Here is a 20792-nt window from a genome sequence, read left to right on the forward strand (position 1 = left end):
CGCCGTCGCGAGCAGGAAGAAGGCCCACCGGGCTGAAAGGTGATACGAAGTGGCTCTCAGGGCACCCATTTTTGAATTTGCGGAAGCAGCCGCGGATGTCTCTCCCTTTGTCGATCGTCTCGAGACGGCACGGTCGCGCATCGAAGAACGGTTTCTTGACGGGGGTGCAGCCCTTCTTTCCATCCTGGACGTCCTGAACAAGCTTACCAATGCACTAGACCAGCTCACCGGGTCGCTGGACGAGACCACTGCCAATGCCACCATGGCGGAGCTGAAAAGCACGGTCGAAAGCCTGTCGCAGCTGACAACCTTCGAATCTGACCGCCAGGCTGGCTTCGCCGAAATCGCCAAGACCGAGCGCAAGCTGCAACCGCATATCGAGGTGATGCAGGAAACGCTGCGCTACCTGCGCACGTTTGCGGTGACGGCGAAGATCACCGGCGCCGGCATCTCCGACTTTGCCGGTTTTGCCGAGGAAATCCTGGAGCGCATCCAGGAAGGAAGCCGCCAGGTCAACGAGTTCGCCCGCAAGCTCTCGACGCTGGGACAGGGGCTCGGGCCGGTGATGAGCAAGGGCAAGACGATCCTTGCAAGCTACGAGGAGACGGTCCCGCAGATCGTTGAAGGCCTGTCGACGGGTGCCGCCGAGATCGGCAACCATCGCAAGCTTCTGGTGGAGCGGGCGGCCCGCGTTCGTGGCGTCGCAGGCGGTATCCAGTCCAAGCTCGCCGCAACCCTTTCGGCCATGCAGGTGGGCGACATCACACGCCAGCGCATCGAGCACTGCCAGTCGAGCTTCCAGCTCCTGGAGGAATATCTTGCCTCACCCGCCGGTGCCGAGTTGACGCCGGAACAGGCAAACAGCCTCTCGAACATCATTCGCAACCTGGTGTTCCTGCAGCTCGACGCAACGATCGTGGACTTCGAACGCGATACGGCGAAAATTGTCTCCACCGTCGCGAGCTTCAAGGCCGACCTTGCCGAGATCGAAGTCCTGCGCGCCGACATGGCGAGCGGCGGCGACACGCAGAACGACAATGCCATCCGTCAGCTCGAACACGGCGTTGCCGCCGGCCGAGGTGCCGTGCGCGAGATCGAGGAAGTCGCTCGGGAAGCAGGTGTCTTGAGCCGCTCCACGGCCGAAACCGCCGTCGACCTGTTGAACGGTATCGGCATCATCCGCGCCGTGCGCACCGACATTCATTACATGGCGCTCAACACCAACCTTCGCTGCGGCAAGATCGGCGAAGAAGGCAGGGCGATCAACGTCGTCACCGCCGAGCTGCGGAACTTCGCCGCTCAGCTGGATGAGACCGCAGAAAAGATCCTCACCGAGCTGCAGGCGCTGGAAACCGCGTCCAACAAGCTCGTTGCCGCTCAATCGGGGCAGGTTGAGGGTTCACTCGACGGCCGCCTTGAAAAGGCAATCAACAACATCCGTGCCGTGGGCGACCGCATGGATGCGCAGATGCTGGAGCTTGGCGAACAAAGTTCAGTCGCCGTGCGGGAAATGGACGTTTCGCTCGCCCGGCTGAACTTCAAGGCCGAACTCGGCGAGGTCCTGCGCCACTGTGCCGACAAGATGATGCTCGATGATGAGCCGGTCCAGGTGCCGGGCATCGAGGATGCGCTGGCGGACCTCGGTGGCCAGATCGTCAAGCTTTACACCATGGTATCCGAACGCGAACTTCATTCCGCCGTTCTGGGGACACCTGCGCCGGTTGAAACCGCGGTCGTGGCCGCCGTGATGACGGACGACGATATCGAAGACGCCCTGTTCTAAAGCCCGCAGTCGCCTGACGCCGGGCTTCCGCTCGCTCGGCTCAGACCGGTGACGTCAGCCCGTATCTTTGGGCAAGCCTTGCGAACGCATCCTGGGTGGCCGGGTCGAGCGGGATGCCTTGTCGGTCTCGTTCTTCCGCCACAAGCCATTCCCGATCACCGGGTGCCATCACCTTCGAGCCTTCGCGGGCGGGCGACGAGCGCAGCACCTCGAGATACCGCCGCATGCCGGCCTCGAACACATCGTCCGGCACGAAGGCCCCGGGCTTCATCGCCATCACGAAGGCGCCAAGCCCGCGGGGTGTCGCAAAATCCGGGCCGTTCATCGGCAAGAGGTCGAAGCTGAGCTGCATGCCGGACAGGACCGCGCTCAGGATCTCCACGAGCCCCGCCAGTCCCGCGCCCTTGAAGCCGAACTCGCCCCCGAGCGGCGCGAGCATCTCTACCAGTGCCGGATCCTTGATGTCCTTGCCATTCGCATCCGAGGCGACACCATCCGGCAGTTCCCGACCAAGGCTCTGGTAAAGCTTGACGCGGTTATAGGGGATGGCGCTTGTCGCCATGTCGAACAGCCATGGGGGCTGGCCCGACACGGGTGCCGCAAAGGAGATCGGGTTGGTGCCATGGAAGCGCATCGCCCCATCGTGCAGCCGCACGAAGCTGTCGGAATTGCAGAACGCCAGCCCGATGTAGCCGTGCTGCGAGGCATGCAGCGCATAGGCGCCGGCCGCCCCGAAATGCGAACTGTTGCGGATTGAAACGGCGCCGATGCCGCATGTCTCGGCAAGCTCCATCGCCCGGTCCATGGCACGATAGGCCGCAAGCGCTCCATGACCGTGGTCGGCGTCGAGCGACGCCACCGCACCAAAGGACTGGCTGATCCTCATGTCGGGGTGGCCATTGACCCGCCCGCCGGAGATCGCGGCGATGTAGTGGTCAAGCAGCCGAACCCCGTGGCTGTCAACGCCGAGCCGCGACCCATGCATCATCGCCTTGGTTGCCGCATCGGCCGTCGCCTCATCGGCGCCGGCGGCGACAAAAACATCGCGGCAGAATTGTTCCACTTCGCCCGCCGGGGCATAGGCCACATCATCGTCGGCCTGCATCGCAGTCATGGTGTTGCGCCTCCCTCGCCAGACCGTACGACAGGGTTTCTACGCTAACCGGAAAATAGGGTTTGGCAAGCGGTTGCAGCGGTGCGAAATCGACCCGAACTGCGCGTCTTTCGACGCGTTTGCTGTCGCTTGCGGCCGGTCCGGGCGGCATTTCCGCCTTGACCTTTGAGGCCGGCTGAGCCATTTGGACCGCCTTTACTTGATGTGGCACCTGGTCCGGGACGAACCCCGACGGCGCCCTGGAAGAGAAACACGATGACCAAGGCTACCTCCTCGGCGCCCTCCCAGCGCATGCTTCGCGTTGGCGAACAGGTTCGCGCCGCCATCACCCAGGTCCTGCAGCGTGGCGAAGTGCGCGACGACCTGATCGAAAAGACCGTGATCTCCGTGTCCGAAGTGCGCATGTCGCCGGACCTGAAGATCGCCACCGCTTACGTCACGCCGCTCGGCTTGTCGGACCACACAGCGGTCATAGAGGCGCTGAACCGCAATGCGAAATTCATCCGCGGCCGCCTCGGCGGCCAGCTCCGGCAGATGAAATACATGCCGGAAGTGCGCTTCCGCGACGATACGAGCTTCGACAACTACAAGAAGATCGACGATCTGCTCCGCTCGCCCGAGGTTCAGCGGGATATCGCCGCAGACGACCAGACTGAAGAATAACAAGAGATAGCATGTCCAAACCACGCAAACCCAAGGGCCGGCCGGTTTCCGGCTGGCTGATCCTCGACAAGCCGTTGGATTTCGGCTCAACGGAAGCCGTGTCGAAGATCAAGTGGCTCTTCAACGCACAAAAGGCCGGACACGCCGGCACGCTCGACCCGCTCGCCTCCGGCATGCTGCCGATCGCGCTGGGTGACGCCACCAAGACAGTCCCCTACGTCATGGACGGTCGCAAGATCTATGAATTTGCTGTCACCTGGGGCGAAGAGCGCTCCACCGACGACCTTGAAGGCGAAGTGACCGCAAGCTCCGAGAAGCGCCCGACGGAAGACGACATCCGTGCGCTGCTTCCGAACTATACCGGCACAATCAACCAGATTCCTCCGCAGTTCTCCGCGATCAAGATCGCCGGCGAACGCGCCTATGATCTTGCCCGCGATGGCGAGACGGTCGAGATCCCCTCACGTGAGGTGGAGATCTTCCGGCTGACGTTGCTCGGCGTTGATGCCGACAAGGCACATTTCGAAGTCGAATGCGGTAAGGGCACCTATGTCCGCGCACTTGCCCGCGATTTTGGCCGCGACCTCGGTTGCTACGGCCACATATCGGAGCTTCGCCGCACCTTCGTGGCGCCGTTTGCGGAAGAAAAGATGGTGCCGCTCGCGGATCTCGTTGCTCTCGAAGAGATCGAGGATCGTGATGAACGGCTTGCTGCACTCGACGAGTTCCTGATCGATACGGCCGAGGCCCTGTCCAGCCTGCCGCATCTGCCGGTCACGGAAGATCAGGCTCACCGCATCCGGATGGGCAATCCGGTCATCGTGCGGGGTCGCGACGCGCTCGTGGCAGAGTCGGAAGCCTATGCCACCTCGCGCGGCAAGCTGATAGCGATCGGCGAAATCGGCCAAGGCGAGTTCCGTCCAAAGCGCGTCTTCGCCTGAATACTGGGCCCGCGCTTTGCCTTGGCGAAGCGGCGGGCCTTTCCTTTTGGCGAAAACTCGTTTATACGCCGCGCCAGCACTCGCTCCCGAAATGGGGCACGTTGCTTTCATGGCCTAAGCTGGACGACATCCCGGCTTGAGGCGTCCCTTACTCCTCTTCCATAGAAAGGATCGTCCGATGTCGATCACTGCAGAGCGCAAGGCAGCTCTTATCAAGGAATACGCGACCGCCGAAGGCGACACCGGTTCCCCCGAAGTTCAGGTTGCAATCCTCACGGAGCGCATCAACAACCTGACCGAACACTTCAAGGACCACAAGAAGGACAATCACTCCCGTCGTGGTCTTCTGACGCTGGTTTCGAGCCGCCGCTCGCTTCTTGACTACCTCAAGAAGAAGGACGAAGGCCGTTACACGAAGCTGATCACCAGCCTCGGTATTCGCCGCTAACAAATTCCGGCGGGCCTGGAAACAGCGCCCGCCGGTCTCTTTCCGGGTGTCATGAATTTGATCGCCCACGACATGCTTCTGCCGCGTATCTCTGATGAAACATGGCGGAAAAGGGCGGGACCGGATGGGCCGGCGCCGTCAACAACCACTGGCCTCTCATGGGGCAGGATTGCTGGATGCTTTAGACCTTAGCCTGGATTCTCAGGCTTTGGTCAGGTTCTCGAAAGAGGGCCTTATCGAAGAAGAAGCCTCTCGTTGTCTTGCCCGTGATTGAGTCACAAATCGCGTGCCCCGCGCCTGCGCCGCAACCGGCGACGCGCGAGTGCCGCATCGAAGGACAAGATATGTTCAATACTCATTCCGTTGAAATCGAATGGGCCGGCCGCCCGTTGAAGCTGGAAACGGGCAAGATCGCCCGTCAGGCTGACGGCGCCGTGCTCGCGACCTATGGTGAAACCGTTGTTCTCGCCACCGTTGTTTCGGCCAAGTCGCCGAAGCCGGGCCAGGACTTCTTCCCGCTCACCGTCAACTACCAGGAAAAGACCTACGCAGCCGGCAAGATCCCCGGCGGCTACTTCAAGCGCGAAGGCCGTCCGTCGGAAAACGAAACGCTCGTTTCCCGCCTGATCGACCGCCCGATCCGCCCGCTTTTCCCGGAAGGCTACAAGAACGACACGCAGGTTGTCGTGACCGTTGTCCAGCATGACCTGGAAAACAACCCGGATGTTCTGGCCATGGTTGCCACCTCGGCAGCACTGACTCTCTCCGGCGTTCCGTTCATGGGCCCGGTTGGCGGCGCACGCGTCGGCTACATCAATGGCGAATACGTCCTCAACCCGCATCTCGACGAGATGGACGAGTCGACGCTCGACTTGGTTGTTGCCGGCACCCAGGACGCCGTCCTGATGGTTGAGTCCGAAGCCAAGGAACTCAACGAAGACGTCATGCTCGGCGCCGTCATGTTCGGCCATCGCGGCTTCCAGCCGGTGATCGACGCGATCATCAAGCTCGCGGAAGTGGCTGCCAAGGAGCCGCGCGAATTCCAGCCGGAAGATTATTCCGAACTTGAAGCCGAAATGCTCAAGCATTTCGAAGCTGAACTGCGCGAAGCCTACAAGATCACCCAGAAGGCTGATCGTTACGCTGCCGTTGACGCCGTCAAGGCGAAGGTCAAGGCTCACTTCCTGCCGGAAGAAGGCGAAGCCAAGTACACCGCTGAAGAAGTTGGTGCGATCTTCAAGCACCTGCAGGCCAAGATCGTTCGCTGGAACATCCTCGACACCAAGAGCCGCATCGACGGCCGTGATCTCGAAACCGTTCGCCCGATCGTTGCTGAAGTTGGTATCCTGCCGCGCACGCACGGTTCGGCGCTGTTTACCCGCGGCGAAACGCAGGCGATCGTCGTTGCCACCCTCGGCACCGGCGAAGACGAACAGTATGTCGACAGCCTGACGGGCATGTACAAGGAGCAGTTCATGCTCCACTACAACTTCCCGCCTTACTCTGTCGGCGAAACCGGCCGCATGGGTTCCCCGGGCCGTCGCGAAATCGGTCACGGCAAGCTCGCTTGGCGTGCGATCCACCCGATGCTGCCGACGCCTGAGCAGTTCCCCTACACGCTGCGCGTGGTCTCGGAAATCACCGAGTCGAATGGCTCGTCCTCGATGGCAACGGTTTGCGGCACTTCGCTCGCTCTCATGGACGCTGGCGTTCCGCTCGCAAAGCCGGTTGCCGGTATCGCCATGGGTCTTATCCTCGAAGGTGACCGTTTCGCGGTTCTCTCCGACATCCTCGGCGATGAAGACCACCTCGGCGACATGGACTTCAAGGTAGCAGGTACGGCCGACGGCATCACTTCGCTGCAGATGGACATCAAGATCGCCGGTATCACCGAAGAGATCATGAAGGTCGCGCTCAGCCAGGCACAGGGCGGTCGCAAGCACATCCTCGGTGAGATGGCCAATGCCATCACCGAAAGCCGCGGCCAGCTCGGCGAGTTCGCTCCTCGCATCGAAGTGATGAACATCCCGGTCGACAAGATCCGTGAAGTCATCGGTTCGGGCGGCAAGGTTATCCGCGAAATCGTCGAAAAGACCGGCGCCAAGATCAACATCGAAGACGACGGCACCGTGAAGATCGCCTCCTCGTCCGGCAAGGAAATCGAAGCGGCCCGCAAGTGGATCCATTCGATCGTTGCCGAGCCGGAAGTTGGTGCCATCTACGAAGGTACCGTTGTGAAGACCGCCGACTTCGGCGCCTTCGTCAACTTCTTCGGCGCCCGCGACGGCCTCGTCCACATCTCGCAGCTTGCTTCCGAGCGCGTGGCCAAGACCTCGGACGTGGTCAAGGAAGGCGACAAGGTTTGGGTCAAGCTGATGGGCTTCGATGAGCGTGGCAAGGTTCGCCTGTCCATGAAGGTTGTTGACCAGGCCACCGGCCAGGAAATCCCGCAGGAAAAGAAAGAGAAGAAGGCTGACGGCGAAGCCGCCGAGTAAGCTTCCTTCCTCCTTCGAGAGTAACGAGGCGCGGGAGCTTTATTCCCGCGCCTTTTCTGTATCCGCCAAGATTGCTCGATACCGCCACAAGCCCGCTACCAGTCCGCAAGAGAGACACCATGAGCCGCGACGCGCTGAAAACCCTCTTCCACCCCTTTGCCATCGATGCCGTGCCTGTGCCTGGGGCTGGTGAGCGGGTTCTTTTCCTGGGCGCAGAAGGTGGCCAGGCGCTTCCCGAAGGGTTTGAGGCCGAGCTTACCGCCGTCCAGCCGTTCCGGCCGCTGTTTCGCACGCTGCGCGACGGCGCGTTTCCTCAGGTCGAGGGCCGCGACTATGACGCAGCGCTCGTGCTCTGCGGCAAGCATCGTGGCGCCAACGAGAACCGTATCGCCGAGGCACTGGAGCGAGTTCGCGTTGGCGGTCTGATCGTGATTGCAGGCGGCAAGGAAGATGGCATCCAGACGCTGCGCACGGCGCTCCTGAAGCTCAATGTCCAGCTCGACTACACGCCGAAATACCATGGCGTCGCCATCTGGTTCGCGCGGCCGGAAGCGGCGGATGAACTGATCAAGGCTTTCCGAAAGCCGACTGTTACCGTCGAAGGCCGCTTCACCGCGGCTCCGGGCATGTTCTCGCATGACCGTATCGACGCTGGCTCCGAGCTTCTCGCAAGCCGCCTGCCGACCGATTTCGATGGCAACGCTGCAGACTTCGGCGCTGGCTGGGGTTACCTCTCGGTGATGCTTGCCCAAAAGTCGCCGCGGGTGAACCGCATCGACCTGTTCGAGGCCGATTACGAGGCGCTGGAGTTCGCCAAGAAGAACCTTGCCGAGAACTGCCCGGACCTCAACGCCCGCTTCTTCTGGCAGGACCTCGGCAGCGAGCCGCCGAAGGAAAAATACGACCTCGTCATCATGAACCCGCCCTTCCATGAGGCGCAGGCGGCCGATCCGGAACTCGGCAAGGCGATGATCAAGGCGGCAGCCGGCGCGATCCGCAGCGGCGGGCGGTTGATGCTTGTCGCCAACCGCGGGCTGCCTTACGAGCCGGTTCTGGCCGAAGGTTTCCGCGAGCACGGCGAAACCTGCCGCAATGCCCGCTTCAAGGTGCTCTGGGCTCGTAAGTAAACGCGTCCCGCTGGAATATAAAAAAGCCCGCCGCTCGACCTCACGGAGGCAAGCGGTGGGCTTTTTTGTTTGAGCCTTTGGCCGACTATTCGGTGTCGGCGTTGCGCAGCCGTTCCAAAGTCGGCAGGGACGTGATGTTGTAGCCCGCATCCACATAGTGGATTTCGCCGGTGACGCCGCGCGACAGGTCCGACAGAAGGTACAGTGCCGATCCGCCGATGTCCTCAATGGTGGCGGTGCGGCGCAGCGGTGCGTTCTTCTGGTTCCACGAATAGATCGCGCGTGCGTCGGAAATACCGGCGCCGGCAAGCGTGCGCACGGGACCGGCGGAGATCGCGTTGACGCGAATATCCTTCGGACCATAGTCGGCCGCCAGGTAACGAACCGAGCTTTCGAGAGCCGCCTTGGCAACGCCCATGACATTGTAGTTCGGGATCACCCGAACCGAACCGCCATAGGTCAGCGTCAGCATCGCGCCGCCATGCGGCATCAGGTCTGCAGCGCGCTTGGCAATCTCCGTGAAGGAGAAGCAGGAAATCACCATGGTGCGGCTGAAGTTGTCGCGCGTCGTGTCCGCGTAAAGGCCCTTCAGCTCGTTCTTGTCCGAGAAGCCGATCGCATGGACAACGAAGTCCAGCGTGCCCCAGCGCTCCTTAATGGAGGCGAAGGCCGCGTCGACCGATTCGATGTCTTCCACGTCGCACGGCAGGACGAAGTCGGAATTGACTTCGGCGGCCAGTGGCTTCACCCGCTTGCCAAGTGCCTCGCCCTGGTAGGTGAAGGCCAGTTCCGCGCCCTGCGCTGCAACCGCCTTGGAGATACCCCAGGCGATCGAGTGGTTGTTGGCGACCCCCATGATCAGGCCGCGTTTCCCCTGCATGATACCGGTCATGGATTTATCCGTTATAGCGCTGGAAGACGAGCGTGGCGTTGGTGCCGCCGAACCCGAAGGAGTTGGAAAGAACTGTGTCGATCTTGGCGTCGTCGATGCGCTTGCGGACGATCGGCACGCCTTCGAATTCAGGGTCGAGATTGTCGATATGGGCGCTTTCGCCGATGAAGCGTTCCTGCATCATCAGAAGGCCGTAAATCGACTCCTGCACGCCGGCAGCGCCAAGCGAGTGCCCGGTAAGCGACTTGGTCGACTGGATATGCGGGATCTTGTCACCGAAGACGGTGCGGATCGCGCCGATTTCCTTGGAGTCGCCAACCGGCGTCGAGGTGCCGTGGGTGTTGATGTAGTCGACATCGCCCTTAACGGTGGACAGCGCCTGGCGCATGCAGCGGACAGCACCTTCGCCGGACGGGGCGACCATGTCGTAGCCGTCCGAGGTCGCGCCGTAGCCGACGATTTCGGCATAGATCTTGGCGCCGCGCGCCTTGGCATGCTCGAGTTCTTCGAGAACCAGCACGCCCGCACCACCGGCGATCACGAAACCGTCACGATCGGCGTCATAGGCGCGCGAGGCGCGGCCCGGATTGTCGTTGTTGTACTTGGTGGACATGGCGCCCATGGCGTCGAACAGGTTCGACATGGTCCAGTCGAGATCCTCGTGGCCGCCGGCGAACATCATGTCCTGCTTGCCCCACTGGATCATTTCAGCAGCATTGCCGATGCAGTGTGCCGAGGTCGAGCAGGCCGACGAGATGGAGTAGTTGACGCCGTGGATCTTGAACCAGGTCGCAAGCGTGGCAGATGCCGTCGAGGACATCGCCTTCGGCACGGCAAACGGGCCGATGCGCTTCGGGCTGTTGTTCTTGATGGTGATCTCGGCAGCCTCAATCAGCGTGCGGGTGGAGGGGCCACCCGAACCCATGATGATGCCTGTACGCTCGTTCTCGGCGTAGTCCTTTTCCTCAAGGCCGGAATCGGCAATCGCCTGCTTCATCGCCACATGGTTCCATGCGCCGCCCTGGCTCAGGAAGCGCATTGCCCGACGGTCGACAAGGTCGGTCGGATCGAGATCGGGTTTCCCCCAGACCTGGCACTTGAACCCGTGCTCGGCGAAGTCCGGCGAAAAGGAAACACCCGTCTTCGCCTGTCGCAACGATTCGGTCACTTCAGTTGCATCGTTACCGATCGAAGACACGATACCGAGGCCCGTGACAACTACCCGTCTCATCTGATCAAACCCTTGTTGTTTCCACCAGTCACCTGAATTGGCTTCAGGCCGTCTTTTCCTTGGACAGACCGACGCGTAGGTCAGTCGCCTGGTAAATGGTTTCGCCGTCGGCCTTCAGCCAGCCGTCGGCCGTGCCGAGCACCAGCCGGCCGCGCATCACGCGCTTGAAGTCGATGCCGTATTCAATGAGCTTGGTATGCGGCCGAACCATGCCCTTGAACTTCACCTCGCCGGTGGACAGGGCCATGCCGCGGCCTTCCTCACCAAGCCAGCCGAGGAAGAATCCGGTCAGCTGCCACATGCCGTCCAGGCCGAGGCAGCCCGGCATGATCGGGTTGCCTTCGAAGTGGCAGGGGAAATACCAGTCATCCGGACGCACGTCATATTCCGCCCGCAGGTAACCCTTGTCGAAAGCGCCGCCGGTTTCGGAAATTTCGGTGATGCGATGCACCATCAGCATCGGCGGCAGGGGCAGCTGTGCGTTGCCGGGGCCGAAGAGCTCTCCATGAGCGCAAGCAATGAGTTCGTCATACGAGAAGCTGGACTGTCTGGGTGCCATTAGTTTCCGGTTCCCCCGCGTGTTTAAACCTATCTGTCCGACGCTGCAGCTTTAGTGCAAGACCAGCCGGATTTGAAGCTTTGGGATGCTCCTCGTGCCTTGCCTGGGGACGGCAAGGCGCTGGAACATCACGATGATCAGGTTCGCATATAGGAAGCCTAGGGCGCAAACCAGAGGCAAATGCCTGGAACATGCTATTTTACCGGCCCTGAAAGCGGGCTTCCATGAGAAACTATTGAAAGTCCTTGCAGTAAAAGTTATATCGCGCAGTCAAGATACCGAAGGCGGTTCGAGACCGCAGGAGCTGCAGTACACATGGCGCAAGCCGCAAGGGACATCGAGACGAGACTGCGCGACTTTGGTCTGCGCCCTACGCGTCAGCGCGTTGCCCTGGCCGACCTGCTATTCGCCAAGGGCGACAGGCACCTCACCGTGGAAGAACTGCACGAGGAAGCGGAAGCTGCCGGCGTGCCGGTTTCGCTGGCAACGGTCTACAACACGCTTCACCAGTTCACCGAAGCAGGGCTGATCCGGGTTCTCGCGGTCGAAAGCGCCAAGACTTACTTCGACACGAACATCTCCGATCATCACCATTTCTTTGTCGAAGGGCGCAACGAAGTCCTCGACATCCCGGTCAGCAATCTGCAGATCGGCAACCTGCCGGAAGCGCCGGAAGGAATGGAAATCGCCCATGTGGACGTCATCATCCGCCTGCGCGAAAAGAAGAAGTCCTGAGCTCTCAGTCCTCCCGCTTCTTTCCCCTTAACGCCTCTTCTGCGTCCCGGCCGGGCCGCGGACGATAGCGCGGCAGCGTCCAGCCATAATGGATCGCGCCACCACGCAGCGCAAAGGCAATGGAGACGCCAAGCGCCGAACTCGTCCATAGGCCGAATTCCAGTGAGTAGGCCGCGGTATAACCGGCAGCGCCCGCCAGCGCCGAAGTGATGTAGATCTCCGGCCGCAACAGCACCGAAGCCTCGTTGGCGAGAAGATCACGCAGGATACCGCCGAAGGTCGCCGTCATCGCTCCGGTGACGATTGCGATGGTCGCAGAACCGGTCGCGTCAAAACCCTTGGCGGCGCCCAGCACGCTATAGGCGGCAAGACCGATCGCATCGAGCCAGATCAGCAATCGATAGCGCCATTCGATGCGATGGGCGGTAAAGAAGACGATGACGCCGACCATCGTCGCGACCAGGATATAGGTCGGGTCGAGCACCCAGAAGACCGGGGTGCGGCCGAGTACGAGATCGCGCAGCGTACCGCCGCCAAGCCCGGTCGCGGCCGCAAAGAACAGAAAGCCGATCAGGTCGAGCTGCTTGCGCGAGGCCGCAAGCGCACCGGTTGCCGCAAACAGCGCGACACCCACGTAATCCAGCATCATCATCAAGGTCATTGGCCGCTCCCGCCCTGCGCGCCCGTTCCAGCGTCGCGCAAGTGCCCGTTGTTAGCATAGCCCTTGATGATTGCGCGCGTCATCTGCAGCCGTGCGCAGGACATGATGATTCTAAGAAGGTGAGACCGTGAACAAGCTGCTGATCATTCTCCTGCAGGTCGTTGCGCTGCTGGCCGTGTCGAGCCAGGCGTTTTCGCAAGCCAAACTGATCAGCGACCCGGAGATCTACGAGAAGAACCACTTCCGCAGCGAATGCAAGATCGCCCAGTTCGATCCGGATTTCATCAAGCGCTTCGACATCAACAACGACGGCATCATCGATCTGGTCTCCGACCACAGCAAGCTCGTCTGTGATGGCAAACGTGGTCCTGCCTGCGATGCGGAAGGCTGCGTCAACAACTTCTATGTGCAGGTGAAGGAAGGCGGCTACATCATGGTCGCTACCGCCAAGCTCTACAGCTACGAGTTCGTCCAGTATTTCGGCAACATGGTCTTCAACCTGACCATGCACCCGCGATATTGCGGCCGTACGGATGCCAAGCCTTGCGAGATGCGGGCGCGGGTGCGTGGGCTCGACTTCAACATCCTGTCGAAGAAGTGATGCAGCCCGCTTACCGCGGGAACCATGTGTCGATCCGGCCGGCAAGGTAGTAGGCCGTGAGGCTCAGCCATTCGCGAACGGCCGTCGTCGTCAGCTGTGCATTCAGCGCCGGCTGGGTGAAATCGAACGACAGCCTGGCGATGCCGCTGGTCCTGTAGTCCACCGGCCACGGCGTGACCTTGATTCCTGCCTTGGTGAACAACCCAACCGAGCGGGGCATGTGGAAGGCCGAGGTGATCAGCAGGCAGTCCTGGAAGCCGTGGGAGCTCAGGAGTTCGGCCGTGTTGCGGCTGTTTTCATAGGTTGTGCGCGACGTGTTTTCCTTCACGAGACGCTCGGCCGGAATGCCGAAGGCGGTAAAGAAGCGCTCGGCCGTCACTGCCTCGCCCTCGTAATCGGAGCTGATCGAGCCATCGCCGCCCGATACCAGGATGCGCGCTTCCGGGTAATTGCGCGCCAGCCGCAAGGCTTCGACGAAACGATCGGCTGCCTGGTTGAGCTCAATGCCGCCTCGCGCCGTGTTGATCTCGTTGTCGAAGGCGCCACCGAGAATGATCATGCAGGAGATTTCGGCGGGGTCAGACGCAGGCTTCGGGATGCGTTCCTCAAGCACCTGCAGTGCGACCGTTCCCGTGGAGGTGAACAGCGTGACGAACAGCAGGAGCGCCGCGACGAAAGCCGAGGACGCGGCTAGCCGATGCCATCCGCCAAGCCCAAGCAGTGCGGCCAAGAGCGACAGGACGAACGCGATCGACAGCGGTTGCGCAAATACCCAGAACAGCTTTGAGAGCAGAAACATGCCTTCTCCGGATCGTCAGGCGCACCGTCCTCGGTGAATGGGCTGCTGGAAATGCAGATGGAGCGGACGCGGCAGGAGGGCGGTTGCAAGTGCAACTGCCAGTGACAAGCCAGATACAGCCCAGAGCGCCCGATCGCCAGCATAATTCGTGAGGAAAGCGCCCGAGACAGCGCCGCAGGCCATGCCGGTCCAGGGCACGGTCTGGATGATCCAGCCTGTCGGGTTGCGGTCTCCCATCAGCCAGCGGCCGATACCGCGCCCGAACCGCGAAAGTGCGCCGGTGACATAGGTGAGGCCGATCGGTAGCCCTTCGATATGCTCGACGGTGGCGTTGATCATGCCCATCGCAAACACGATCAGGTAAAACTGCACGCGGGCGTGGCTGCTATCCGGGAGCAATGCCGCCACGGCGAGAATGGTGGCGACCGCCGTCAGCACCACGAAGGAGCGCCGGGCCGAAAGGCTATGGGCAAGCACGATGCCGGCAGCGTTGCCGAAGATGAAGACCCAGAGCGCGCCAAACAGGATAATGGCGTGCGAATAGTCGCCGCCGGCAAAGGCAAGTGCGGCCTGTGTCGTGTTGCCCGTCATGAAGGATACGAAGTCGCCGCAGAGCATCAGCCCCACGGCATCGGCCATGCCCGCGATAAAGGAAATCGCAGCCACCAAAGTCAGGCCCGTGAAAGTGCGCCGCTTCTTGACCAGGCGCCGTCGTCTAATCCAAGTCATCTACCGTCACCTCAAGCGGGTGCTCTAGGCGAAACAGCCGGAGCATGCCTTGATCAGGAACAATGACCGAGATTGGCAAATAAGTGGCTAAGAGGAATTTTTCGTGCCGGTACCTACAAAGGCCTGCACGCCCTGTGCGGCAGCCCGCCCGGTGGCAAAACAGGCGGTGAGGAGATAACCGCCGGTCGGCGCTTCCCAGTCGAGCATTTCGCCGGCCACGAACAAACCCGGTAGCGTGCGGATCATGAAGCCTTCGTCCAGCGCATCCAGAGCCACGCCGCCCGCCGAGGAAATGGCTTCCTCGATCGGCCGCGGCCGCAGGACAGCGAGCGGAAGCGCCTTGATGGTCCGGGCAAGCTCTTCCGGCGTCAGGCGGTTGGCAGCAGGCACGAGTTCACGCAATAGCGCCGCCTTGACGCCCTCAAGGCCAACACCCTTGCGCAGCCGGTTCGAGAAGCTCGCCTTCGCATCCTGCCGCGCGAGATCCCGGGTAAGCCGCTCCTCAGTCCGCCCCGGTGCCAAGTCGAGCACCAGCACCGCCCGGCCTTCAGCCTCAAGCTGGTCGCGCAATGCTGCCGAATGGGCATAGACAAGGCTACCCTCGATCCCATGCCGGGAAATCACAAACTCGCCCTGGTGGCTGCCGGCGTCCGACGTGGTCAGCACAGACTTCACCGGATGGCCCGCGAAGCGTTCGCGAAAACTCTCGCTCCAATCGACATCAAAGCCGCAGTTCGCCGGGCGGAAGGGGTTGATTGCGACGCCCTTGTCCTTGAGCCACGGGACCCAGGCGGCGTCGGAGCCCAGCCGCGGCCAACTGGCGCCGCCAAGCGCCAGCAACGTCGCATCGGGTTGAACCATGGTCTCGCTTGCAGGCGTCGTGAAAAGCAAGCTGTTGCCATCGATACCGGTCCAGCGGTGCCGTGTCTTGATCTCGACGCCCTGTGCTTCCAGCCGCTTCAGCCAGGCGCGCAGAAGCGGCGACGCCTTCATCGCGGTCGGAAAGACACGGCCCGAGCTTCCGACAAAGGTTTCCGTGCCGAGTCCTGCCGCCCAGGACCGAATATCGGACGGAGTGAAAGCTTTGATGGCGTCCGATAGCGCGCCCGAGGCCGCGCCGTAGCGGGTCAGGAACCGGTCGAACTCTTCCGAATGGGTGATGTTGAGGCCCGACTTGCCTGCGAGCAGGAACTTGCGGCCGCAGGTCGGCATCGCTTCATAGACCGTTACGCGGTGGTCGCCGGTGGAAAGCACCTCCGCCGCCATCAGTCCCGCGGGTCCGCCGCCAATGATCGCTATCGTCTTCTGGGCCATGAGCCGCCTCCATCGCGGGCGGCTCATAACACGGCCGGAGCCATTACGTCAGCCGTGTTGGGTTAACCGGCGCCGCCGACGGGTGTCACCACCTTGCCGGTGCCATCGCAGTCCGGGCAGGCCTCCCCATCCACCCTGCCGGTGCCGGCACAGTGTCGGCAGAGGTTTTCGCCCGCATTGGGAGTTCCCGGCGGAACGGCATCCGGGTTATGTGTCGCATTGCCTTTGCCGGCATCGTCTGTGGCCATGTCCGATCTCCTCTCATTTGCTGCAAGAGGAACCGGACACGGCATCACCATGTTCCCTCAAGCCGCTCCGAAACCACCGGCCGTTGGCGTCTGCACGGTGACCGCTTCGCCGGCATCGATGATTGTGTGGTCGCAGCCAGCCAGTTCTTCGATCGTGCCGTCCAGGCGGCGTACGGTTGTGCGACCCATTTCGCCCGCTTCGCCGCCGGCCAGTCCGTGCGGCCGGATCGTCCGGTGCGAGGAAAGGATCGCGCAATCCATTTTCTCAAGGAATCGGATCGTCCGCTTGGTACCGTTGCCGGCGCTGAACTTGCCCTTGCCGCCGGAATTGTCGCGGATGTGGAAGTCTTCCAGCAGTACCGGATAGCGCGTTTCCAGGATTTCCGGGTCCGTCAGGCGCGAATTGGTCATGTGCACATGCACCGCATCCGTGCCGTCAAAACCGCTGCCGTCGTTGAACTGCCCCGCCGGCGAACCTGAGCACAGCGTTTCGTAGTACTGGTAGGTGTCGTTGCCGAAGGTGAGGTTGTTCATCGTGCCCTGGCTTGCGGCGAGCGCGCCGAGCGCACCGAAGAGCGCGTTCGTCACATGCTGCGACGTTTCCACGTTGCCGGCAACGACCGCGGCCGGGTACTGCGGCTTCAGCATCGAACCCTCCGGAACGATGATGCGGATCGGCTTCAAGCAGCCGGCATTCATCGGGATCGAGCTTTCCACCATCACCCGGAAGACATAAAGCACGGCCGCACGCGTCACCGGTTCCGGCGCATTGAAGTTGTTCTTCTTCTGCTCGCTCGTGCCGGTGAAATCGACGGTCGCTTCACGCTTTTCCTTGTCGACGGTGATCTTCACCTTGATCACGCCGCCCTGGTCGGTCGGGTAGGTGAATTCGGCGTCGTTCAGCTTTTCCAGAACCCGGCGCACGCTTTCTTCGGCGTTGTCCTGCACATGGCCCATATAGGCCTGCACCACATCGAGCCCGAACTGCGCGATCATCTTGCGCATCTCGTGCACGCCCTTTTCGTTGGCGGCGATCTGGGCACGCAGGTCGGCGACATTCTGCGCCACGTTGCGGGCAGGGTAGGGATGCTCGGAGAGGAGCTTGGTGATGCCGACTTCATCGAAGCGGCCGCGGTCGACGAGCAGCACGTTGTCGAACAGCACGCCTTCTTCATCCACGGTCGTCGCAAGCGGCGTCATGGAACCCGGAGCCGTGCCGCCCACGTCAGCATGGTGGCCGCGCGAAGCGACGTAGAAGAGGATGTTCTCGCCCTTCTCGTCAAAAACCGGCGTCACGACGGTGATGTCCGGCAAATGTGTGCCGCCATTGTAAGGCGCGTTCAGCGCAAAAACGTCGCCGGGGCGGATCTTGCCCTTGTTCGCTGCAATCACCGTTTCGACCGAGCGGTCCATTGAGCCGAGATGCACCGGCATATGCGGTGCGTTCGCCACAAGCGCGCCGTTTTCGTCAAAGACCGCGCAGGAGAAGTCCAGCCGCTCCTTGATGTTGACGGAGGAAGCGGTGTTCTGCAGCGTCACGCCCATCTGCTCCGCAATCGACATGAAAAGGTTGTTGAACACTTCCAGCAGCACCGGATCGGCCTGCGTGCCGACAGCCTTGGCGCGCGACAGTTCGGCAACGCGCTTCAGCACGACATGGTTGAGGCGGGTGATCTCGAAGGCCCAGCCTTCTTCGACCACGATCGTCTGGTGCGGCTCGACGATCAGGCAGGGGCCGTTCGCACGCGCACCCGGGCCGATGTCGGATCGGCGGTGGACGGGGGCATCGCGCCACGCACCGCCCGAGAAGAATTTTGTCTGTTCCCCAGCCTGGGGAATTGCGACATCGAGATCGAATTCGGGTTCGGAAGAATCGGCTCCGCCACCGATCGCCTCGACCTCGTAGGCTTCGAAGATGATGTCGCGGTTTTCGAAGATGAAGCCGAACTGCTTCTTGTGGGCTGCCTCGAAGGCGGCGGTCATGTCTGCAGCATCAGTGACCGCGACGGAAAGCGTCGTGTCAGTGCCCTGATAGCGGAGGTGGGCGCGATGCAGCACGTCGGCATGCTCACCGGTGACGCCTTGCGACGCCATTTCTTCCAGCACGCTCGCCGTCAGCTCATCGCGCACCGGCGCAAGCTCCGCCAGGGCGGCCGCGAGCGGTGCCGAAACGGTGCGCTGGCGTGTGGCGCGAATATCGGCAAGCCCCATGCCATAGGCCGAAAGGATCCCCGAGAAGGGGTGAATGAGCACGGTGGAGATGCCGAGCGCATCGGCTGTGAGGCAGGCATGCTGGCCGCCTGCGCCGCCGAAGCAGGTCAGCGCATAATGCGTCACGTCATACCCGCGCTGCACGCTGATCTTCTTCACGGCGTTTGCCATGTTCTCGACCGCGATCGCCAGGAAACCGTCGGCCACGTCTTCCGGCGTGCGGCCGTCGCCCACCACCTTCGCCATTTCTTCAAAGGCGGCACGCACGGCATCGGCATCGAGCGGCTGGTCGCGGTTTGGGCCAAAGATCTTCGGGAAGAGCTCGGGCGACAGCTTGCCGAGCATGACGTTCGCGTCTGTCACCGTCAGCGGCCCGCCACGACGATAGGCCTTGGGGCCCGGATTGGCCCCTGCCGAATCAGGCCCAACCCGGAAACGACCGTTCTCGAAATGCAGGATCGAGCCGCCACCGGCCGCCACCGTGTGGATCGACATCATCGGTGCGCGCATCCGCACACCCGCGACCTCGGTTTCAAACGAGCGCTCGAGTTCGCCGTCATAGTGAGAGACGTCGGTCGAGGTTCCGCCCATGTCGAAGCCGACCATGCGGTCGAAGCCGGCGAGACGGGAGGTTTCCACCGCGCCAACGACGCCGCCGGCGGGGCCGGAAAGGATCGCGTCCTTGCCCTGGAACAGCCGTGCGGCCGTCAAGCCGCCAGAGGACTGCATGAACATCAACTGAGGACCACCTTCGCCATCGGCGCCAAGTTCGCTCGCCACCTGGTCGACGTAACGGCGCAGGATCGGCGAAAGATAGGCATCGACCACCGTCGTGTCGCCGCGGCCGACGAGCTTGATCAACGGCGAAACTTCATGGCTGACGGAGACCTGAGTAAAGCCGATCTCGCGGGCAATGGTGGCCACTGCCTGCTCGTGGGCCGGATAACGATAGGCATGCATGAAGACGATCGCGACAGCGCGGAAGCCCGCATCATACTCAGCCTGCAGGTCGGCGCGAACGGCTGCCTCGTCGGGTGTGGCTTCGACCGTGCCGTCGGCGCGAACGCGCTCATCCACCTCGACCACGCCGCTGTAGAGCAGTTCCGGCTTGATGATCTTCTTGGCGAAGATATCGGTACGCGCCTGGTAGCCGATCGCCAGTGCATCGCGGAAACCGCGCGTCGTGACGAGCAGGGTGCGTTCGCCCTTGCGCTCCAGGAGCGCGTTGGTCGCAACCGTGGTGCCCATCTTTACTGCGCCGATGAGGTCGGAGGGGATGGGCTCGCCAGCGTTCAGCCCCAGAAGCTCGCGAATGCCCTGCACGGCGGCATCACGATAGGCTTCCGGATTTTCCGAAAGAACCTTGTGCGCCACAAGCGTCCCGTCCGGCCGGCGGCCGACGATATCGGTGAATGTGCCGCCGCGATCGATCCAGAAATCCCACTTGCCGTTCGTCATGTTCCGCCCCTTCAGGATGTGCTTTGCGCCAACGAAAACATTTCGTCGATAAAACGTCAATGATAAGTTGACAGGAAATTGCCTGTTGCTGCATCATGCTCAAACGAAGGGCACCGGCCGCCAAGAGCCTGGCCCCAGCTGGCAACCGAGGGGAGCCAAATGACGCTTATCCGCACCTCAGCGCGGAGGACCTGCCATGTCCACGGCTGATCCTCGCCACAGTGTTTTTCCCGAATGGCTTCGCAAGGGCCTGGATGCCCTTTACCTCGGAGCCGGATATCTCGGCGGCATCTTCCTTGTCGCGATCTTCGTCATCATGCTGTCGCTCTCGGCAGGTCGCCCGTTGGGCATCGATATCCCCGCCGGTGATGACTTCACGGCCTGGTGCATGGCCGCCTGCGCCTTCCTGGCACTCGCCCACACCTTCCGCTCTGCGGAGCTCATCCGCATGGGGCTGGTGATCGACCGCCTGAACGGTCGCGCCCGGCACATCGTCGAGATCGCCTGCACCGCCATCGGCACCGTCGCTGTCTCCTATTTTGCCTGGTACGCGATCGACATGACCTGGACGTCGTGGAAGTTCAACGATGTCTCGCAGGGCGTGATCGCGGTGAAGCTCTGGATCCCGCAGATGGCCATGGCGGTGGGGCTTGCCCTGCTCGCGTTGGCCTTTGCCGATGAACTCATCCATGTCCTCTTCGGCGGCAGCCCGCGCTACGAGAAGCCTCCCGTCAGCAACGATGAGGAACTCATCGAGCGCATCATGGAAAGCGGGGCCTGACC

19 protein-coding genes are annotated in these 20792 nt (G+C 62.0%); 9 read left to right on the top strand and 10 right to left on the bottom strand.

The features are described from left to right. Window positions 1–49 precede the first annotated feature (49 nt). Window positions 50–1783: a chemotaxis protein gene (locus tag M0654_RS18345; protein WP_248684328.1), complete on the top strand. Its 1734-nt coding sequence runs from the start codon at window positions 50–52 to the stop codon at window positions 1781–1783. Between the two features lie 40 nt (window positions 1784–1823). Here the strand turns inward: M0654_RS18345 and M0654_RS18350 are convergent, their stop codons facing one another. Next, window positions 1824–2888, bottom strand: a complete 1065-nt coding sequence (locus M0654_RS18350; RefSeq protein ID WP_248684439.1) for an Ldh family oxidoreductase — start codon at window positions 2886–2888, stop codon at window positions 1824–1826. 264 nt (window positions 2889–3152) lie between these two features. On the opposite strand from M0654_RS18350, the gene rbfA reads away from it, so the two are divergent. The 5 genes from rbfA to M0654_RS18375 all read left to right on the top strand — a co-directional run bounded on the left by rbfA (window position 3153) and on the right by M0654_RS18375 (window position 8571). Then, entirely contained in the window at window positions 3153–3560 is a 408-nt protein-coding gene (gene rbfA, locus M0654_RS18355; protein ID WP_118851186.1) for a 30S ribosome-binding factor RbfA, read from the top strand. Window positions 3561–3571: 11 nt separating this feature from the next. Beyond that, window positions 3572–4501, top strand: a complete 930-nt coding sequence (gene truB / locus M0654_RS18360) for a tRNA pseudouridine(55) synthase TruB (protein ID WP_248684329.1) — start codon at window positions 3572–3574, stop codon at window positions 4499–4501. A 178-nt stretch (window positions 4502–4679) separates the two neighbouring features. After that, a complete protein-coding gene (gene rpsO, locus M0654_RS18365) occupies window positions 4680–4949 on the top strand; it encodes a 30S ribosomal protein S15 (protein WP_118851188.1) in 270 nt (89 codons plus the stop codon). 344 nt (window positions 4950–5293) lie between these two features. Further along, window positions 5294–7444, top strand: coding sequence for a polyribonucleotide nucleotidyltransferase (pnp, locus tag M0654_RS18370; protein ID WP_248684330.1), 2151 nt, complete (start codon window positions 5294–5296; stop codon window positions 7442–7444). Between the two features lie 119 nt (window positions 7445–7563). Further along, entirely contained in the window at window positions 7564–8571 is a 1008-nt protein-coding gene (locus tag M0654_RS18375) for a class I SAM-dependent methyltransferase (protein WP_248684331.1), read from the top strand. 85 nt (window positions 8572–8656) lie between these two features. On the opposite strand, the gene fabI is transcribed toward M0654_RS18375, so the two are convergent. The 3 genes from fabI to fabA are packed head-to-tail and all read right to left on the bottom strand — an operon-like array spanning window position 8657 to window position 11253. Beyond that, on the bottom strand, window positions 8657–9463 hold the full coding sequence (gene fabI / locus M0654_RS18380; protein ID WP_118851191.1) for an enoyl-ACP reductase FabI: 807 nt from the start codon (window positions 9461–9463) through the stop codon (window positions 8657–8659). A gap of 4 nt (window positions 9464–9467) precedes the next feature. Next, window positions 9468–10694 carry a beta-ketoacyl-ACP synthase I gene (gene fabB / locus M0654_RS18385; protein WP_248684332.1) on the bottom strand — a complete coding sequence of 409 codons (1227 nt, stop codon included), beginning with the start codon at window positions 10692–10694 and terminating at the stop codon, window positions 9468–9470. Between the two features lie 43 nt (window positions 10695–10737). Then, a complete protein-coding gene (gene fabA / locus M0654_RS18390; RefSeq protein WP_248684333.1) occupies window positions 10738–11253 on the bottom strand; it encodes a 3-hydroxyacyl-[acyl-carrier-protein] dehydratase FabA in 516 nt (171 codons plus the stop codon). A gap of 315 nt (window positions 11254–11568) precedes the next feature. On the opposite strand from fabA, the gene irrA reads away from it, so the two are divergent. Next, the gene (gene irrA, locus M0654_RS18395) at window positions 11569–11988 is read left to right on the top strand and encodes an iron response transcriptional regulator IrrA (RefSeq protein ID WP_118851194.1); all 420 of its coding nucleotides are present in this window, start codon (window positions 11569–11571) and stop codon (window positions 11986–11988) included. A gap of 4 nt (window positions 11989–11992) precedes the next feature. Here irrA and M0654_RS18400 read toward each other — a convergent pair whose 3' ends face one another. Further along, window positions 11993–12649, bottom strand: coding sequence for a trimeric intracellular cation channel family protein (locus M0654_RS18400; RefSeq protein WP_248684334.1), 657 nt, complete (start codon window positions 12647–12649; stop codon window positions 11993–11995). A 127-nt stretch (window positions 12650–12776) separates the two neighbouring features. Between M0654_RS18400 and M0654_RS18405 the strand changes: the two genes are divergently transcribed. Then, complete coding sequence (locus tag M0654_RS18405) at window positions 12777–13250, top strand: hypothetical protein (protein WP_248684335.1); 474 nt, start codon at window positions 12777–12779, stop codon at window positions 13248–13250. A 10-nt stretch (window positions 13251–13260) separates the two neighbouring features. Here the strand turns inward: M0654_RS18405 and M0654_RS18410 are convergent, their stop codons facing one another. From M0654_RS18410 to M0654_RS18430, 5 genes are all read right to left on the bottom strand, one after another. Beyond that, a complete protein-coding gene (locus M0654_RS18410; protein WP_248684336.1) occupies window positions 13261–14049 on the bottom strand; it encodes a YdcF family protein in 789 nt (262 codons plus the stop codon). Window positions 14050–14064: 15 nt separating this feature from the next. After that, window positions 14065–14778: a YoaK family protein gene (locus M0654_RS18415; protein ID WP_248684337.1), complete on the bottom strand. Its 714-nt coding sequence runs from the start codon at window positions 14776–14778 to the stop codon at window positions 14065–14067. Window positions 14779–14865: 87 nt separating this feature from the next. Further along, window positions 14866–16092 carry a TIGR03862 family flavoprotein gene (locus M0654_RS18420; RefSeq protein WP_248684338.1) on the bottom strand — a complete coding sequence of 409 codons (1227 nt, stop codon included), beginning with the start codon at window positions 16090–16092 and terminating at the stop codon, window positions 14866–14868. A 62-nt stretch (window positions 16093–16154) separates the two neighbouring features. Continuing rightward, the gene (locus tag M0654_RS18425) at window positions 16155–16340 is read right to left on the bottom strand and encodes a hypothetical protein (RefSeq protein WP_248684339.1); all 186 of its coding nucleotides are present in this window, start codon (window positions 16338–16340) and stop codon (window positions 16155–16157) included. Window positions 16341–16397: 57 nt separating this feature from the next. Continuing rightward, the gene (locus tag M0654_RS18430; RefSeq protein ID WP_248684340.1) at window positions 16398–20009 is read right to left on the bottom strand and encodes a hydantoinase B/oxoprolinase family protein; all 3612 of its coding nucleotides are present in this window, start codon (window positions 20007–20009) and stop codon (window positions 16398–16400) included. A 196-nt stretch (window positions 20010–20205) separates the two neighbouring features. On the opposite strand from M0654_RS18430, the gene M0654_RS18435 reads away from it, so the two are divergent. Next, a complete protein-coding gene (locus M0654_RS18435; protein WP_248684341.1) occupies window positions 20206–20790 on the top strand; it encodes a TRAP transporter small permease in 585 nt (194 codons plus the stop codon). Window positions 20791–20792: the final 2 nt, after the last annotated feature.

The sequence above is a fragment of the Neorhizobium turbinariae genome, from assembly GCF_023223505.1.
Classification (GTDB): domain Bacteria; phylum Pseudomonadota; class Alphaproteobacteria; order Rhizobiales; family Rhizobiaceae; genus Neorhizobium; species Neorhizobium turbinariae.